The 15,820-nt window shown below is 63.2% G+C and carries 14 protein-coding genes and 1 riboswitch; of the genes, 9 read left to right on the top strand and 5 right to left on the bottom strand.

Annotated features, from left to right (window positions below):
- Nucleotides 1-82 precede the first annotated feature (82 nt).
- Nucleotides 83-289 (bottom strand): hypothetical protein, encoded by a 207-nt coding sequence (locus tag SB765_RS26840; RefSeq protein ID WP_016501484.1) that lies wholly within the window; start codon nt 287-289, stop codon nt 83-85.
- 159 nt (nt 290-448) lie between these two features.
- Between SB765_RS26840 and SB765_RS26835 the strand changes: the two genes are divergently transcribed.
- Complete coding sequence (locus SB765_RS26835; RefSeq protein WP_016484887.1) at nt 449-709, top strand: hypothetical protein; 261 nt, start codon at nt 449-451, stop codon at nt 707-709.
- 36 nt (nt 710-745) lie between these two features.
- Here the strand turns inward: SB765_RS26835 and SB765_RS26830 are convergent, their stop codons facing one another.
- Nucleotides 746-1,912 carry a 1-acyl-sn-glycerol-3-phosphate acyltransferase gene (locus SB765_RS26830; protein ID WP_063423736.1) on the bottom strand — a complete coding sequence of 389 codons (1,167 nt, stop codon included), beginning with the start codon at nt 1,910-1,912 and terminating at the stop codon, nt 746-748.
- Nucleotides 1,913-2,037: 125 nt separating this feature from the next.
- Here SB765_RS26830 and SB765_RS26825 point away from each other — a divergent pair, with 125 nt between their 5' ends.
- The 4 genes from SB765_RS26825 (at nt 2,038) to SB765_RS26810 (ending at nt 4,062) form a co-directional block, all read left to right on the top strand.
- Complete coding sequence (locus SB765_RS26825; protein WP_341797567.1) at nt 2,038-2,220, top strand: CPXCG motif-containing cysteine-rich protein; 183 nt, start codon at nt 2,038-2,040, stop codon at nt 2,218-2,220.
- Nucleotides 2,220-2,480 (top strand): putative signal transducing protein, encoded by a 261-nt coding sequence (locus SB765_RS26820; protein ID WP_341797568.1) that lies wholly within the window; start codon nt 2,220-2,222, stop codon nt 2,478-2,480. Before SB765_RS26825 ends, SB765_RS26820 begins: the two co-directional genes overlap by 1 nt.
- Nucleotides 2,481-2,495: 15 nt before the next feature.
- Nucleotides 2,496-3,116, top strand: a complete 621-nt coding sequence (locus SB765_RS26815; RefSeq protein ID WP_341797569.1) for an SOS response-associated peptidase — start codon at nt 2,496-2,498, stop codon at nt 3,114-3,116.
- Between the two features lie 127 nt (nt 3,117-3,243).
- Complete coding sequence (locus SB765_RS26810) at nt 3,244-4,062, top strand: M48 family metallopeptidase (protein ID WP_341797570.1); 819 nt, start codon at nt 3,244-3,246, stop codon at nt 4,060-4,062.
- Between the two features lie 150 nt (nt 4,063-4,212).
- On the opposite strand, the gene SB765_RS26805 is transcribed toward SB765_RS26810, so the two are convergent.
- The 3 genes from SB765_RS26805 to SB765_RS26795 all read right to left on the bottom strand — a co-directional run bounded on the left by SB765_RS26805 (nt 4,213) and on the right by SB765_RS26795 (nt 7,083).
- Nucleotides 4,213-4,797 (bottom strand): TMEM165/GDT1 family protein, encoded by a 585-nt coding sequence (locus SB765_RS26805; protein ID WP_063423738.1) that lies wholly within the window; start codon nt 4,795-4,797, stop codon nt 4,213-4,215.
- Nucleotides 4,798-4,885: 88 nt separating this feature from the next.
- Nucleotides 4,886-5,025, bottom strand: a riboswitch (yybP-ykoY riboswitch).
- A 39-nt stretch (nt 5,026-5,064) separates the two neighbouring features.
- On the bottom strand, nt 5,065-6,063 hold the full coding sequence (locus SB765_RS26800; protein WP_410932209.1) for a methyltransferase: 999 nt from the start codon (nt 6,061-6,063) through the stop codon (nt 5,065-5,067).
- A gap of 54 nt (nt 6,064-6,117) precedes the next feature.
- Nucleotides 6,118-7,083: a 2-hydroxyacid dehydrogenase gene (locus SB765_RS26795; RefSeq protein WP_410910758.1), complete on the bottom strand. Its 966-nt coding sequence runs from the start codon at nt 7,081-7,083 to the stop codon at nt 6,118-6,120.
- Between the two features lie 162 nt (nt 7,084-7,245).
- Between SB765_RS26795 and SB765_RS26790 the strand changes: the two genes are divergently transcribed.
- From SB765_RS26790 to SB765_RS26775, 4 genes are all read left to right on the top strand, one after another.
- Nucleotides 7,246-8,928 (top strand): fatty acid--CoA ligase, encoded by a 1,683-nt coding sequence (locus tag SB765_RS26790; protein WP_197864923.1) that lies wholly within the window; start codon nt 7,246-7,248, stop codon nt 8,926-8,928.
- Nucleotides 8,929-9,260: 332 nt separating this feature from the next.
- Nucleotides 9,261-11,147 carry a DUF1302 domain-containing protein gene (locus tag SB765_RS26785; protein WP_341797573.1) on the top strand — a complete coding sequence of 629 codons (1,887 nt, stop codon included), beginning with the start codon at nt 9,261-9,263 and terminating at the stop codon, nt 11,145-11,147.
- Between the two features lie 25 nt (nt 11,148-11,172).
- Nucleotides 11,173-12,537, top strand: coding sequence for a DUF1329 domain-containing protein (locus SB765_RS26780; RefSeq protein WP_410932208.1), 1,365 nt, complete (start codon nt 11,173-11,175; stop codon nt 12,535-12,537).
- Between the two features lie 421 nt (nt 12,538-12,958).
- Nucleotides 12,959-15,676 (top strand): LuxR C-terminal-related transcriptional regulator, encoded by a 2,718-nt coding sequence (locus tag SB765_RS26775; protein ID WP_410932207.1) that lies wholly within the window; start codon nt 12,959-12,961, stop codon nt 15,674-15,676.
- Nucleotides 15,677-15,820 lie beyond the last annotated feature (144 nt).

The raw sequence follows: 15,820 nt of genomic DNA, 5'->3' as shown, positions 1-15,820 counted from the left end.
CGCTCCCTGTGCCAGGTAGCGGGTTTTTTGTTGCCTGTGCTGGCCTCTTCGCGGGTAAACCCGCGAAGAGGCCGGTTCAGGCTTACGCTGCTTCTACGTAGAAATCCAGCAAGCTGAAGCCCGTCCCGGCATCGACCTCTGGCAAATCTTCATGTACATGCCCGCCCAGCGCACAGTAGACCAGCCACTGGCGGTCCTGCACATTGATGGCAAAACCATCGATCAACGCCTGTTGTTCATCGCTCTGGGCAACGAGGTAGAGGCGGTCCTGGTTTTCGGCGTGCAACATGAACAAGCTCCGGATCATGAGAGGCCGACAGGGTGGCCTGTTCAGATGACGAGCAAATGACAGATGAAATTTAATGACACTTTGTCGCCCATGCCGGGCGCCGAACAGCGACTTGGGTAGAATGCGTGCCTTTGCCGCTGCTCACACCGAGGTTGCGTGATGTCCTTGCAAGTGCTCTGGGGGTTCCTGGCCGCCCATCCCACCAAGTTGATCAACCTGCTGGCGCTGCTGCTGACCTGCCCGGGCGGGTTGCTGCTGCACAGCGCACGGCGGCGCGAGGCCGAGACCCGCGAATACATGGCGGTGGAGGAGGGGGTGGTGGACGCATTCGACCTGCGGGTGCCACGCTACTTCTACATTCTCGGTTTTTCGTGCCTGGCGATGGCGTTGCTGTTGTCCTGGTTCAGTACCTGGGTCTGAGAACCATTGGGGCTGCAACGCAGCCCCCGGGATCGATCAGGCGACCGGCGTCTGCTGCCTGACCTGATACTGGTTACGCACCGGCGTCGCATACTGCAACACAAGGTAAGGCCGCTGCTCTTCAGGGCAGGCATCTAGCCGGCGCTGCCATTCTTCCTTGGCCTTGGCCAGCTCGTCCGCCGGGAACACCTTTTCGGCACTCGGCACCTGCAGCGCCTCATCCTTGCTGTCCCACATCGCATACGCCAGGTAATGCACCGGGAACAGGCGGTAGCTGCCAAGGATCTGCCGGTCGATTTCGGCTGCCAGCTGCTTGGTGTCCTCGTAGTACGCGGTCACCGGCGGGGTGAACGTGATGTGCACCCGGCCCTTGTAGCCAGTAATGCCCTTGGCGATGCTGTTGTCATCCTCGCCGGGTGCCTTCTTGTAGGTACCGGTGGTGGCGCGGATGTACAGCTCGCGGGCCTTGGCCTGGTCGCACGGGTCGTATTCGTAGCTGATCGACACCGGCGTCAGGTTCAGGCTCTGGATCACCGCACCGAATGGTTCGTCCTTGCGGCTCATGTGGAACATCTTGAGGATCGCCGAATCGGTGCGGTCGTCACCGTCCTTGGCGCGGCCTTCGGCCTGGGCGATCCAGATCGACGTGGCGTCGTTGCGGATCGAGTGGCTGATGTAGGCCGAGAGCAACTGATAGGCTGCCAGCTTCTCGCGGCGCCCGCTGATCGAACGGTGCACGATGAAGCTCTTGTTCAGACGCATCATGTCGCTGACAAACGGCTTTTGCAGCAGGTTGTCACCAATGGCAATGCGAGGGGTGGGCAAGCCTGCGTGGTACACCGCGTAGTTGACAAACGCCGGGTCCATGACGATGTCACGGTGGTTGGCCAGGAACAGGTAGGCGGTGCCGGCCTTGAGCTGTTCCACGCCGGAATAGGTAACGCCGTCGGTGGCGCGGTCGATGGTCTGGTCGACGTAGTATTCGACTTTGTCCTGCAGGGTCGAAACGCAGGTGACGCCAGCGAATTCCTTGCGCAGGCGACGGGCAATCAGCGGCTTGAGCAACCAGCCGAGAGCACCGGCCGCACGCGGGAAGCGGAAGTGAGTGAGGATATCGAGGAATGCCGGGTCGCTGAGCAGGCGTGCCAGAACGGCAGGGACCTCAGCGTCGTCGTACGGTCGGATGGCATCGAATTCGCCCATCATGCTCTCTTGTTGGAAACGGCTAGGGTAATAAGGTAGGGGCGGGCTCCGAAAAACGGCTCGGACACACACAGGCCCTGTAAACAGACCGGCAATTATACGCATAAGTCACCCCGGAGGCCGCGATGCTGGAAACTGCGAACTACGAATGCCCTTATTGTGGCGAAGAAGTCGAAACCACGGTCGACCTGTCCGGTGGCGATCAGGAGTACATCGAGGACTGCCAGGTGTGCTGCAAGCCTATCCGCTTCGTGCTGCAGGTGCATGGCGAGGAGTGGATGCTGGACGTCTTCGGTGAGAACGACTGATGCGGCGTATCTATGAACCTGAAAACCTGCTGGAAGCCGAAATGCTGGTCGGCATGCTGGCCAGTGAAGGCATCAACGTACAGCTGGTGGGCCGTGACTTGATGGGGGGCGTAGGCGAACTGCCCCTGCAAGGCCTGCTCGGGCTTGCGGTAGCTGATGAGCAGGCCGAGTACGCACGGCAGCTGATCGATGCGTACAATGCTGCCCAGCCACTGGTTGGCGACGAACCGGAGAGCTTCCCCGGTACCTTGATCTGCTAGGTTCTGAATTCGCCCATGTGTGGACGTTATGCCCTGTTTCGCTGGCCCCAGGCGCTTGCCAGCCTGCCTGGCTTCCCCGAAGGCCAGCCGGCCCAATGGAACATTTCGCCCGGGGCTTCGGTGTTGATCCAGCGCCAGCTCGACGGCCAGCAGCAACTGGCCAAGGCGCGCTGGGGGCTTACCCCGGCCTGGCTCACAGACCTGTCCCGCACCCCCGCGCATGCCCGCGCCGAAACCCTGGTCGAGCAGCCAATGTTTCGCGATGCATTTCGCCAGCGTCGCTGCCTGATGCCGGCCAATGGCTTTTATGAGTGGCGTGGCAACGTGCGTAAACGCCCGTACTGGTTAACCCCGGGGGAGGGCTCGTCGCTGTATTTTGCAGCAGTGTGGGAGGCCTACCCGGTGCAGGACCAGGTGTGGCTGAGCTGCGCGGTGGTGACCCAGGCGGCCATGAGCCAGCGTCGGCCGCTGATACTGGACGAGGCGGGGCAGGCAGCATGGCTTGATCCGGATACGCCGATTACCCGCCTGCATGAGTTGCTGGCCAGCCCGTCGGTAACATTGCGAGAGCGGGCCTTGGCCAATTTCGTCAATGACCCGAAGCTGGATGCGCCGGAGTGCCTCACGCCGGCCTGATGCTCTGGCCCTTTCGCGGGCATGCCCGCGAAAGGGCCGGTACAGGCGAAGAAAATCTTCCCTACGGCTATAGCGGGCACTGGCGACTCGGCCTAGGATACGGCGCATGTAAAAAGGGAGTGTTTTCATGCGTAAGTCTTTTGTCGTCAGCCTGTTGAGTGCTGGCATCCTGCTGGCCGGTTGCCAGGCGGTGAACACCACCAGCGGCGGCGCTGTCGGCGTGCAGCGCCAGCAGTACATGTTCAGCATGCTCTCGACCGATGAGGTCAACCAGATGTACGCCCAGTCGTACCAGCAGACCCTGGGTGAGGCATCGAGCAAAGGTGTACTCGACAAATCCAGTGCCGATGCCAAGCGCGTACAGGCCATCGCCAACCGCCTGATCGCCCAGGCGCCCAAGTTCCGCCCGGATGCCGCGCAATGGAACTGGGAAGTCAACGTGATCAAGAGCGACGAACTGAACGCCAACTGCGGCCCGGGCGGCAAGATCATTGTCTACACCGGGCTGATCGATCAGCTCAAGCTCACCGATGCGGAAATCGCCGCGGTGGTGGGGCACGAGATTGCCCACGCCCTGCGTGAGCACAGCCGCGAGGCCATGTCCAAGGCGTACGGCGTGGAAATGGCCCGTCAGGGTGCCGGTGCCATCTTCGGCCTCGGCCAAGGCAGCATGGCCATGGCCGACACCGTGGTGAACTACGCCATGACCCTGCCCAACAGCCGGTCCAACGAGAACGAGGCCGACCTGATTGGCCTGGAGCTTTCGGCGCGTGCCGGCTACGACCCGAATGCCGCGATCACCTTGTGGAACAAGATGAGCAAGGCTTCCGAAGGTGCACCGCCTGAGTTCATGAGCACTCACCCGGCGTCCGAAAGCCGCATCGCTTCACTGCAGGCGGCGATTCCGAAGGTGATGCCGCTGTATCAGGCTGCGGCCAAGCCGTAAGACTTTGTTTTCGGTTTACGCGGTCCCATTGTAGGAGCAGCCTTGTGCTGCGAAAGGGCCGGTAAGGGCAGTCCACTTGGGGTGCCTGTACCGGCCTCTTCGCAGCGCAAGGCTGCTCCTACAGGCTTTGCGTCAGGCTGCAACTTTTGGTCAACCCACCCAACCACTGGCTTTCATCGCCGTATAGACCGCCACGATGGCCAGCACGAAGAACGCCGTTGCCGCCAGGCGACGGATCAGGGTCAATGGCAGCTTGTCTGCCGCGAAGTTACCCGCCAGAACCACCGGCACGTTGGCGATCAGCATGCCCAGGGTGGTACCGATGATCACCATGATCAGGTGCGGATACTGCGCCGCCAGCATCACGGTGGCGACTTGGGTCTTGTCACCGATTTCTGCCAGGAAGAACGCGATCAGCGTAGTCAGGAACGGCCCGAAGCGGCGCGCCGGGTTCTCGTCGTCATCCATCTTGTCGGGCACCAGGGTCCACAGCGCAGTGGCGGTGAAGCTCGCGGCCAGGATCCAGTGCAATGCCGAGTCGCTGAAGAAGCTGCCGAACCAGGCACCCACGGCGCCAGCGGCGGCATGGTTGGCCAAGGTGGCGGCGACGATGCCGGCAATGATCGGCCAGGGCTTGCGGAAGCGGGCAGCGAGAATGAGCGCGAGCAGTTGCGTCTTGTCGCCGATTTCGGCGAGGGCAACGATGGCGGTGGGGACCAACAGAGATTCCAGCATCAGGTTTCCTACGGGGGCGGGTCGACACGGCTATGACACGTACATCCTCCCCGCCCCGGGTAAGGTGTGCGTGTCATAGGTCTTGTCAAACCCTGGATCCGTCTCTGCGGATCTCTCCATGCAGGCTGGCATGGTGGGTCGCACGCGCCATGGTCTGTTGACCAAGTATGTTGACGCGTACCGGGCGAGCAGGGTGCTCGCGGGAGACTACTCCCCTAGGACGGTGCGGATTCTGCCTAGGCAAAACGCTTTCGGCAAGCGCTGTTTTTATCCGCGTGTTGCCTGATAGATACGGAAACCGTCAGCGTCGGCGCGCACCTGGCAGTTGCCCAGCGCCCCTTCGATCAGCGGCTGGTAACGCAGGAAGCTGTTGGCAACCAGGCGCATTTCGCCGCCTTTTCGCAGATGAACGGCCGATTTTTTCAGCAAGTTTTCCGAAGCGTGGTAGTTGGTGTGTACCCCGGTGTGGAACGGAGGGTTACTCAGGATCAGGCTGAGATCGGTCGGGGCCGCGTCGATACCATCCCCGCTGATCACCTCGCCTTCCAGGCCGTTGGCCGCCAGCGTCAGGCGGCTGGCCGCCACGGCGAAGGCGTCCACATCCAGCAGGGTTACCCGGCTTTGCGGATAGCGGCGCTTGACCGTTGCGCCCAATACCCCGGCGCCGCAGCCGAAGTCCAGCACATGCCCGCTCGGCAGGCTGTCGAGGTGCTTGAGCAGCAGGGCGGTGCCGCGGTCGAGGCGCCCGTGGCTGAATACGCCAGGCAGGCTGACCACTTGCAACGGGCCGTCGTCAAGGGCCAGTTCGAAGCGTTCGGCCAGGCTTTCCAGCGGCTTGGCCTCAGGCGTCTGCTCGATGGTCACTTGCCACAGCTGGCAGTGCCGGGCGCTGTCCAGCTTGCGCGGTTTGCCAAAGGCCTGCAGCTGTTTGGCCGCGCCTTCGATGCCGCCGCGCTTTTCGCCGACCAGGTACAGCTCACGGCCGGCCAGGCGTGACGCCAGGGCATTGAGCAGGTAGGCGGCCAGTTCGCGGGACTTGGGCAGGAACAGCACGGCGCTGTCGAAGGGCACTTCAGGTGGTTCGACACCATGGTGGCTGCGGCCGGCAAAGCGGCTGTCGAGCAGGGCCTGATCGCCTGCGTGCCATGTCCAGGCCTGGGCCTGTGGCAATTGGCCGAGCAGGCCATCGGCGGGGGCGCCGGCAATCAGCAGCGGCCCCTGGAACAGCTCTGTCTGGCGGAGCAATACTTCACTGCGCGGGTCCATGGACGACGCCTCCTGGAAAAAAGTGGCGCAGTGTAGCAGAGGCTGGCACCCCGCTCAGCTGACCACGCGGCGTGGCTGGCCGGCGAAGAAGGCCTGGGCGTTCTCGCTGAGCTGGCCGACGATGCGTTGGCGCGATTCCACTGCCCCCCAGGCGCTGTGCGGGGTGATGATCAGGCGTGGGATGCCGGGTGCGAGCAACGGGTTGCCGTTGACCGGCGGCTCCACGCTGAGCACGTCGGTGGCCGCGCCGCCCAGGTGACCATTGCGCAGGGCATCGGCCAGCGCCTGCTCGTCGATCAGGCCGCCACGGGCGGTGTTCACCACCAGCGCACCGGGTTTGAGCAGGGCCAGTTCGCGGGCACCGAGCATGTGCCGGGTGTGCTCGTTCAGCGGGCAGTGCAAGGTCAGGGCGTCGACTTGTGGCAGCAGCTCGTCCAGCGGCAGGCGGTCGGCGCGTTCCGGGCGGCCGGGAATCTGCCCGCTCAGTACGCTCATGCCGAAGGCTTCGGCCAGCCGCGCCACCGCGCCGCCCAGTTCGCCGTGGCCGAGCAGGCCGAGGGTTTTGCCTTCGAGCTCGACGATGGGAAAGTCCAGCAGGCAGAACTGGCTGGCCTTGGCCCACTGGCCGTCCGCCACCGCCTGGTTGTAGTCGCACAGGCGGGTGGCCATGGCCAGCAGCAGGGCGAGGGTGTGCTGCGCGACGGACGGCGTGCCGTAGCCCTGGCAGTTGCATACCGTGATGCCCTGTGCGCGCGCTGCTGCCAGGTCGACATTGTTGGTGCCGGTGGCGGCCACCAGGATCAGCTTGAGCTGTGGGTTGGCAGCCAGGGTCGCGGCGTCGAGCATGACCTTGTTGCTGACCACCGCCACGGCGCCCTGCAGGCGCTGGCTTACCTGGTCAGGGCGGGTTGCATCGAACAGCTCCAACTCATCGAACTGGCTTCGTAGCGGGGAAAGGTCGAGGTCACCAAGGTCCAGGGATTGGTGATCGAGAAACACGGCGCGACGCGGGCTTGGCATCAGTAAGGCTCCGTTGGCAGGGCAGGGATGATCCATCACCCGGACAATGCCACTCATACCCCGCGCAGCCAAATCATTCCTTCGGCTGATTTAGCCGTCACATTCGCGAACTACAGTTGTTCCCAGACTTCTCCGGCCCGCTTTTTCAGAAAAGGGATACCCATGCTGCAGACCCGCATCATCAAGCCCGCCGAGGGCGCCTACGACTACCCGCTGCTGATCAAACGCCTTTTGATGTCCGGCAGCCGCTATGAAAAGACCCGCGAAATCGTCTACCGCGACCAGTTGCGGCTGACGTACCCACAGCTCAACGAGCGTATTGCGCGTCTGGCCAATGTGCTGACCGAGGCCGGGGTAAAAGCGGGTGACACGGTGGCGGTAATGGACTGGGACAGCCACCGCTACCTGGAGTGCATGTTCGCCATCCCGATGATCGGCGCTGTTGTGCACACCATCAACGTGCGCCTGTCGCCCGAGCAGATCCTCTACACCATGAACCACGCCGAAGACCGCGTGGTGCTGGTCAACAGCGATTTCGTCGGCCTCTACCAGGCCATTGCCGGGCAGCTGACCACCGTTGACAAGACCCTGCTGCTGACCGATGGCCCGGACAAGACCGCCGAGCTGCCTGGGCTGGTGGGCGAGTACGAGCAGCTGCTGGCAGCCGCCAGCCCACGCTATGACTTCCCGGACTTCGACGAAAACTCGGTGGCCACTACCTTCTACACCACCGGCACCACCGGTAACCCCAAAGGTGTGTACTTCACCCACCGGCAACTGGTACTGCACACCCTGGCCGAGGCTTCGGTCACCGGCAGCATCGACAGCGTGCGCCTGCTGGGCAGCAACGACGTGTACATGCCCATCACGCCGATGTTCCATGTGCATGCCTGGGGCATTCCCTACGCCGCCACCATGCTTGGCATGAAACAGGTATACCCGGGGCGCTACGAGCCGGACATGCTGGTCAAGCTGTGGCGCGAAGAAAAGGTCACGTTCTCCCATTGCGTGCCGACCATCCTGCAGATGCTGCTCAACTGCCCGAACGCGCAAGGGCAGGACTTCGGCGGCTGGAAGATCATCATCGGCGGCAGCTCGCTCAACCGTTCGCTGTACCAGGCTGCCCTGGCGCGTGGCATCCAGCTGACCGCCGCGTATGGCATGTCCGAAACCTGCCCGCTGATCTCCGCCGCGCACCTGAACGACGAGCTGCAGGCCGGCAGCGAGGATGAGCGCGTCACCTACCGCATCAAGGCCGGCGTGCCGGTGCCGCTGGTCGAGGCAGCCATTGTCGATGGCGACGGCAACTTCCTGCCGGCAGACGGCGAGACCCAGGGCGAGTTGGTGCTGCGTGCACCGTGGCTGACCATGGGTTATTTCAAGGAACCGGAAAAGAGCGAGGAGCTGTGGCAGGGGGGCTGGCTGCACACCGGCGATGTCGCTACCCTCGACGGCATGGGCTACATCGACATTCGTGACCGCATCAAGGATGTGATCAAGACCGGTGGCGAGTGGGTTTCTTCGCTCGACCTCGAAGACCTGATCAGCCGTCACCCGGCCGTGCGCGAAGTGGCGGTGGTGGGGGTAGCCGACCCGCAATGGGGCGAGCGCCCGTTTGCCCTGCTGGTGGTGCGCGAAAGCCAGGCCATCGATGCCAAGGCGCTCAAGGACCATCTCAAGCCATTTGTCGAGCAAGGGCACATCAACAAGTGGGCGATTCCTAGCCAGATCGCCGTTGTTACTGAAATTCCCAAGACCAGTGTCGGCAAGCTCGACAAGAAACGCATCCGCCAGGACATCGTCCAGTGGCAGGCCAGCAACAGCGCGTTCCTTTCCACGCTGTGACCGCCGTGCGGGTCGCTAACGTCAGAACGCGACCCGCACGCTAGAGGCCCCGGCGCCTTGCCAAATGGCAAAAATGCGCCATCCTTGAGCTCTGCCAGCCCGCAATCGGGACAATACTGCAGCGAGTTGGCGGCATGGAGCGCAAATCACACTTTAGAGGGATCAAGCGCCTGTGCCTTGCTGGCTATAGTCGGGGCCAGGGGATTTTCAGGAATGGGGGAGGGCGACACGCGCAAGCCGTGTCGCCGCAGGTGAAAACCTGCAAACCGGTCGCTCGGGCCGTTCTTGAAAGGACTCACTGCCATAACAATAAAGTACATGGAGTAGCGTCGATGAAATCTGCAAACCTGTTCTGGCGCCGGGCCAAGTTGCCCCTGGCCGTCAGCCTTGCTTCCACGCTCGCAAGTCCTGCTTTCGCTGTCAGTTTCAACATTGGTGAAATCGAAGGGCAGTTCGACTCGTCGCTCTCCATCGGCGCCAGCTGGTCGACGGCCAACCCCAACAAGAACCTGATCGGGGTGAACAACGGCGGCAAGGGCCTGTCGCAGACATCCGACGACGGCCACCTGAACTTCAAGAAGGGCGAAACCTTCTCCAAGATCTTCAAGGGCATTCACGACCTGGAGCTCAAGTACGGCGATACCGGCGTGTTCGTGCGCGGCAAGTACTGGTACGACTTCGAGCTGAAGGACGAAGGCCGCGAGTTCAAGGACATCAGCGACTCCGGCCGCAAGGAGGGCGCCAAGTCGTCCGGCGCCCAGTTGCTCGACGCCTTTGTCTATCACAACTATTCCATCGGCGATCAGCCGGGCTCGGTGCGCCTGGGCAAGCAGGTGGTGAGCTGGGGTGAGAGTACCTTCATCGGCGGCGGCATCAACTCGATCAACCCCATCGACGTGTCGGCGTTCCGCCGCCCAGGGGCCGAGATCAAGGAAGGCCTGATCCCGGTCAACATGTTCTATATCTCGCAAAGCCTGACCGACAACCTGTCGGCCGAGGCCTTCTACCAGATCGAGTGGGACCAGACGGTAGTTGATAACTGCGGTACGTTCTTCTCCCAGCCGGACATCATCGCCGACGGCTGTACCGACAACCTGCGTGTGCTCAACAGCAGCCGCACGGTGCCCGGCGCGGCCCAGCAGTTTCTCGCCTCCCGGGGCGTGGACATCAACGAGGAAGGGGTGATGGTGCGCCGCGGCGCCGACCGTGATGCCCGCGACAGCGGCCAGTTCGGCGTGGCACTGCGCTATATGTTCGACCCGCTGGACACCGAGTTCGGCGCCTACTTCATGAACTACCACAGCCGCGCACCGATCTTCAGTGCCACCGGCGCCCCACCATCGGTGTTCGCCGGCCTGAGCGCGCTGCCTGCCCAGTTGCGGGCGCTGGCACCGCTGATTGTGGCCGGCAACTCCGAGTACTTCGTCGAGTACCCCGAAGACATCCGCCTGTACGGCCTGAGCTTCTCCACTACGCTGCCTACAGGTACGGCCTGGAGTGGTGAAGTCAGCTATCGCCCCAATGCCCCCGTGCAACTGAATACCACCGACATCCTGTTCTCGGGCGTGCGTCCGATTGGTGGCGCACTGACCAACGCTTCGCTGCTCTCCGGTACCCCCGGCCAAGACCTGCACGGCTACCGTCGCAAGGAAATCACCCAGTTCCAGACCACGCTGACGCACTTCTTCGACCAGGTAATGGGTGCCAGCCGCATGACTGTGGTGGGCGAAGTTGGGGTAACCCACGTTGGCGGCCTGGAAAACGCCCGCGAGACCCGCTATGGCCGTGACCCGGTCTTCGGGCCAGGCCCGCTGCCTGCCACTGGCGGTGCGGACACCTGCCAGGCACTCAATGCCAGCACCATCGCCGGCGCAGGTGCTGGGGCATCCACCACCAACTTGAATCGTAAATGCGAAAACGACGGCTACACCACCAGTACCTCCTGGGGTTACCGCGCACGGGTCATCTGGGACTACAACGACGTCTTCGCCGGGGTCAACCTCAAGCCCAGTGTGGCCTGGTCGCATGACGTTTCCGGCTACTCGCCCGGCCCTGGTGCCAACTTCGAGGAAGGCCGCAAGGCAGTCAGCCTGGGCCTGGACGCCGAGTACCAGAACACCTACACGGCGAGCCTGTCGTACACCAACTTCTTCGATGGCAAGTACAGCACCGTGGATGACCGTGACTTCGTCGCGCTCAGCTTCGGCGTGAACTTCTAAGCATACAGATCCAGGACGACACGACATGAACAAGACCAGAAGTCTGCTGCAAGCCGGTGTACTGGGCCTGTCCCTGCTGGCGACCAGCGTCATGGCTGCGGTATCCGCTGACGAGGCGGCCAAGTTGGGCAGTACCCTGACCCCGATGGGGGCTGAAAAGGCCGGCAACGCCGATGGCTCGATCGGCCCTTGGGAGCCGCTGTCGAAGAGTGCGGGCAGCGTCGACGGCAAGGGTTTCCTGGCCGACCCGTATGGTAGTGAAAAGCCGCTGTTCACCATCACTGCGCAAAACGCCGAGCAGTACAAGGACAAGCTTTCGCCGGGCCAGATGGCCATGCTCAAGCGCTACCCGGACACCTTCAAGATCCCTGTATTCAAAACCCATCGCGGCTCCACGGTACCTGCGGACGTGTTCGCCGCCATCAAGAAAAACGCCACCCAGACCACGCTGACGGAAGGCGGCAACGGTTTGAACAACTTCAACACGGCAGTGCCGTTCCCCATCCCGAAAACCGGCCTGGAAGTGATCTGGAACCACATCACCCGTTACCGGGGGGGCAGTGTCAGCCGCCTGGTGATCCAGGCCACGCCACAGCAGAACGGCTCTTTCAGCCCGGTTTACTTCTCCGACCAGTTCGTCTTCCGCGACAGGATGAAGGATTACGACCCGAACAACCCAGGCAACATCCTGTTCTACTTCAAGCAGGAAGTGACCGCGCCAGCGCGCCTGGCCGGGACCGTGCTGCTGGTGCACGAAACCCTCGACCAGGTGAAGGAGCCGCGCAAGGCGTGGATCTACAACGCCGGCCAGCGTCGCGTACGCCAGGCGCCGCAAGTGTCGTACGACGGCCCGGGTACCGCCGCCGACGGCCTGCGTACCTCGGACAACCTGGACATGTACAACGGTGCGCCAGACCGCTACGACTGGAAGCTGGAAGGCAAGAAGGAGCTGTACATCGCCTCCAACGCCTTCAAGCTGGATGACCCCAAGCTGAAGTACGCCGACATCATCAAGGCCGGGCACATCAACCAGGACCTGTCCCGTTACGAACTGCGCCGCGTCTGGCACGTGGTCGCAACCCTGAAACCGGGCCAGCGGCACATCTACGCCAAGCGGGACTTCTACATCGATGAGGACACCTGGCAGGCCGCAGTGATCGACCAGTACGACGGCCGTGGCCAGCTGTGGCGCGTGTCCGAAGCCCATTCCCAGCCGTATTACAACAAAGAGGTGCCTTGGTACACCCTGGAAACCATCTACGACCTGCAGTCGGGTCGTTACCTGGCCCTGGGCATGAAAAACGAAGAGAAGCGTGCCTACGACTTCGGCTTCAGTGCCAGCAAGGCGGACTTCCAGCCTGCGGCTTTGCGCCAGTCGGGTATTCGTTGATCTGACAACCCTTCGCTCCGTGTGATCCCCAGAACGCCCCGGCCTGCCCGGGGCGTTTCTGTTTACTGCTCCGGCGATAATTTCCAGTCAAACACAGGCCCTGTAGGAGCAGCCTTGTGCTGCGAAGAGGCCGGTAAGGCTAAAGACTATCTTCGGTTGCAATGGCCTCTTCGCAGCACAAGGCTGCTCCTACCGCTACTGCACTGGCCTTGAAAGCTGTGCAATCCCTGTGTGAGCGGGCGATAAATCTGCTGAATACCCACCCAAACCCCCGCCCCAGCCCCCTGTCCATCTGCCATGTTGCTTTTTGTCGCAGTCTTTTCCGGGGCAATTGCGCCCATCATCTTCAAATGCGCTGCGTTACCGGCTAGTCTCGCAAGCATCCATATCGCCGAAGTCCTCCACCCAGAACGAGCCGGCCATGACAGATTTGTCCCGTACACATGGATTTGCCAGCCAAGCCCTGGGCCTGCTGGACGGGCGTTTCTTCCGGCCGCCGCTGCCGGACGGCCATGTGCCGCGCTTGCGCCTGTGTCAGCGTCTGCAAGCCGGGTTGGGTGGCCGGCTGTTGCTGGTCAATGCCCCGGCGGGTTTCGGCAAAAGCTCCCTGGCCATCGAATTTTGCGAAGCGCTGCCCGAGCATTGGCGTAGCCTGTGGCTGGGCCTGAGCCAGCGTGATGCCGACCCAGGCCGCTTTCTTGAACGCCTGCTCGAAGGCCTGCAGCAGTACTGCCCGGCACTGGGCGGGCAGGCCATGGGCTTGCTGAAAATGCGCCAGCGCCACCAGCCGTTCGCCTTCGAGGAGTGGATCGACGGCCTGCTCGACGAGCTGGCGCTGTACCTGCAAACCGATACCCCTTTGCTGCTGGTACTGGACGACTATCACCTGGCCCAGGGGCCGGTGCTCGACCGCTGCCTGCAGTTCTTCCTCAACCACCTGCCCGCCGGCCTGGTGTTGCTGGTTACCAGCCGCCAGCGCCCGGATTGGCACCTGGCGCGCTTGCGGCTGTCGCGCCAGCTTGTCGAACTGAACGAACAGGATTTGCGCCTCACCGACGAAGAGTCGCTGGCGGTGATCGGCCGGCAGCCAACGGCCCTGCGCGGCCAGGCACTGGATAACCTGATCCAGCGCAGCGACGGTTGGGTGGCCGGTTTGCGTTTCTGGCAACTGGCAGCCAGCGAGTCGGCGGACGAGCAAGCCTTGCCCCAGGCCTTACATGGCGGCGAAGGCCTGATCCGCGACTACCTGCTTGAAGAAGTCATCGACATGCTGCCCGCTGACGTACAGGCGTTCCTGTACGACACGGCCTGCCAGGAGCGCTTCTGCGCCCCGTTGTGCGACGCCCTGCGTGGCCGCCAGGACAGCGCAGCTGTGCTGCGTTTCCTGCAGGCGCACCAAGTGTTTTTGGTGCCGCTGGACGAGCATGGCCACTGGTTCCGCTACCACCACCTGTTCTCCGACCTGCTGCGCAGCCGGCAGGCCAGCGAACCACTTGCCGGTTTGCAACTGCGTGCCTGTCGCTGGTTTGAAAAGCAGGGCCTGCTGGACGAGGCGGTGGAGCAGGCGCTGCGTGCCGGCCACCTCGATGTCGCTGCCGACCTGGTGCAGAGCCTGTCCGAGGAGCAACTGCTGGCTGAACAGAACGTCGGCATGCTGCTGCGCTGGAAGATGGACCTGCCCGACAGCCTGCTGATCAGCACGCCACGCTTGATCGTGCTGTACAGCTGGGCGTTGGGGCTGGCGTGCCAGCTGGACGCCGCCGAGGAACTGGCCGGCTACCTCAGCCGCTTTCTGCCCGCGCCTTCGGCCACCGCGCAAAAGTCGATGCTGGCCCAGTGGCTGGCGCTGAGTGGGGTCATTGCCCGCGGCCGTGGCGACCGCGAACGCACCTTGGCCTATTGCGGCGAAGCGCTGCAGAGCCTGCCGAGCAAGCGTTATGGTCAACGCCTGGTGTGTTTGTCGACGCTGTCCAACCTGGCCATTGCCGACGGCGACTTCTGGCGGGCCCGAGGCTGGAACCGCGAAGCCCTGGAGCTGGCCCAGCGGGTTGGCAACCCGTTGTTCGAGGCGCTGGCCCATTACGACCGTGCGCGGGTGCTGCATGCCCGTGGCGAGGTGTTGCGCGCACTGGACGAAGTGCGCCAAGGGCTTCAGCGCCTGCAAGGGCTTTCGGCGCAGCGGCTGTATGCGGTGCGCGCGCGCCTGACGCTTTACGAAGGTTACCTGCTGGTCTCGCGCCTGCAGCCGGCCCAGGGCCGTGCGCGTTTGCGCGCGGGGCTGGGCGAGGCGCGGGCCTGCCGGGATATCAGTGTGCTTATCGGCCATTGCGTAATTGCTACGCTCGATGGCCGGGAAGGGCACTTTTCGGAGGCTTTTGCCGAATTGGCCGAGGCCGAGCGCCTGATGCATATCTGGGACGTGCCCCCGGTCTACTACCTGGCCATGATTACCCTGATCAAATGCGAACTGTGGCTGGCCCAGGGGCGTACCGACCTGGCCGAGTCCTGGCTGCTGCGCCTGGGCCAGACCTACGGCGGCGAGCAGCCGGCAGCCGCACCGGAGTTCCACCCGCTGCTGCCGTTGCACATTGCGTTGCAGCAGGCGCTGCTGGAGCGCATCCAGTTACGCGGTGACGACGCCGTACAACGCCTGGCAAGGCTGGTTGAGTGTGGCCAGGCCAGTGGCGGCATGCTGCTCACCGTCAGCGCCCTGTGCCAATGGCTTTCCCTGCTGCTGGACGAAGGCCGGGAGGGGCAGGCCGCGCAATTGCTGCCAAGCCTGCTGGCATCCGCTCATGGCGGCGTGCTGCAACCGTTCCAGCCGCTGCTGGAAAAGCACCCGCACTGGCTTTCTGAGCAATTGCAGGCAGGTTCGTCCTGCCCGGTTCAGGCGGAATTGCTCAAGCGCCTGCCGCAGCAGCGAAGCGCCACCACCGGCACCGGAGAAGCCCTGAGCGGCCGCGAGCTGGCCGTGCTCGAACTGATTGCCCAGGGCTGCTCCAACCAGCAGATCAGCGAGCGGCTGTTCATTTCCCTGCACACCGTGAAGACCCACGCCAGCCACATCAACAGCAAGCTGGGCGTTGAGCGGCGTACCCAGGCGGTTGCCAAGGCCAAATCCCTGGGGGTGCTGGCGTGATACTGGCCCTGCAGGTCATTGCCCGCTAAAGTGATGGCCTGAGGCCATGGATTGTGGCCGGTGATGCTCTACCCTCATCTTTCCCGACCAGCTGCCGATACAGCGATCGGTGGCATCGCCTCGCGCGATTTTTCAATCATTCCA

The sequence above is a fragment of the Pseudomonas sp. SIMBA_067 genome (assembly GCF_046534675.1).
GTDB lineage: Bacteria > Pseudomonadota > Gammaproteobacteria > Pseudomonadales > Pseudomonadaceae > Aquipseudomonas > Aquipseudomonas putida.
This window is presented reverse-complemented; position numbering and strand designations above follow the sequence as displayed.

What these genes read in the sequence shown, in the direction of transcription:
- SB765_RS26840 (WP_016501484.1), bottom strand. Translation starts at nt 289, where the DNA reads ATGTTGCACGCCGAAAACCAGGACCGCCTCTACCTCGTTGCCCAGAGC.
- SB765_RS26835 (WP_016484887.1), top strand. Translation starts at nt 449, where the DNA reads ATGTCCTTGCAAGTGCTCTGGGGGTTCCTGGCCGCCCATCCCACCAAG.
- SB765_RS26830 (WP_063423736.1), bottom strand. Translation starts at nt 1,912, where the DNA reads ATGGGCGAATTCGATGCCATCCGACCGTACGACGACGCTGAGGTCCCT.
- SB765_RS26825 (WP_341797567.1), top strand. Translation starts at nt 2,038, where the DNA reads ATGCTGGAAACTGCGAACTACGAATGCCCTTATTGTGGCGAAGAAGTC.
- SB765_RS26820 (WP_341797568.1), top strand. Translation starts at nt 2,220, where the DNA reads ATGCGGCGTATCTATGAACCTGAAAACCTGCTGGAAGCCGAAATGCTG.
- SB765_RS26815 (WP_341797569.1), top strand. Translation starts at nt 2,496, where the DNA reads ATGTGTGGACGTTATGCCCTGTTTCGCTGGCCCCAGGCGCTTGCCAGC.
- SB765_RS26810 (WP_341797570.1), top strand. Translation starts at nt 3,244, where the DNA reads ATGCGTAAGTCTTTTGTCGTCAGCCTGTTGAGTGCTGGCATCCTGCTG.
- SB765_RS26805 (WP_063423738.1), bottom strand. Translation starts at nt 4,797, where the DNA reads ATGCTGGAATCTCTGTTGGTCCCCACCGCCATCGTTGCCCTCGCCGAA.
- SB765_RS26800 (WP_410932209.1), bottom strand. Translation starts at nt 6,063, where the DNA reads ATGGACCCGCGCAGTGAAGTATTGCTCCGCCAGACAGAGCTGTTCCAG.
- SB765_RS26795 (WP_410910758.1), bottom strand. Translation starts at nt 7,083, where the DNA reads ATGCCAAGCCCGCGTCGCGCCGTGTTTCTCGATCACCAATCCCTGGAC.
- SB765_RS26790 (WP_197864923.1), top strand. Translation starts at nt 7,246, where the DNA reads ATGCTGCAGACCCGCATCATCAAGCCCGCCGAGGGCGCCTACGACTAC.
- SB765_RS26785 (WP_341797573.1), top strand. Translation starts at nt 9,261, where the DNA reads ATGAAATCTGCAAACCTGTTCTGGCGCCGGGCCAAGTTGCCCCTGGCC.
- SB765_RS26780 (WP_410932208.1), top strand. Translation starts at nt 11,173, where the DNA reads ATGAACAAGACCAGAAGTCTGCTGCAAGCCGGTGTACTGGGCCTGTCC.
- SB765_RS26775 (WP_410932207.1), top strand. Translation starts at nt 12,959, where the DNA reads ATGACAGATTTGTCCCGTACACATGGATTTGCCAGCCAAGCCCTGGGC.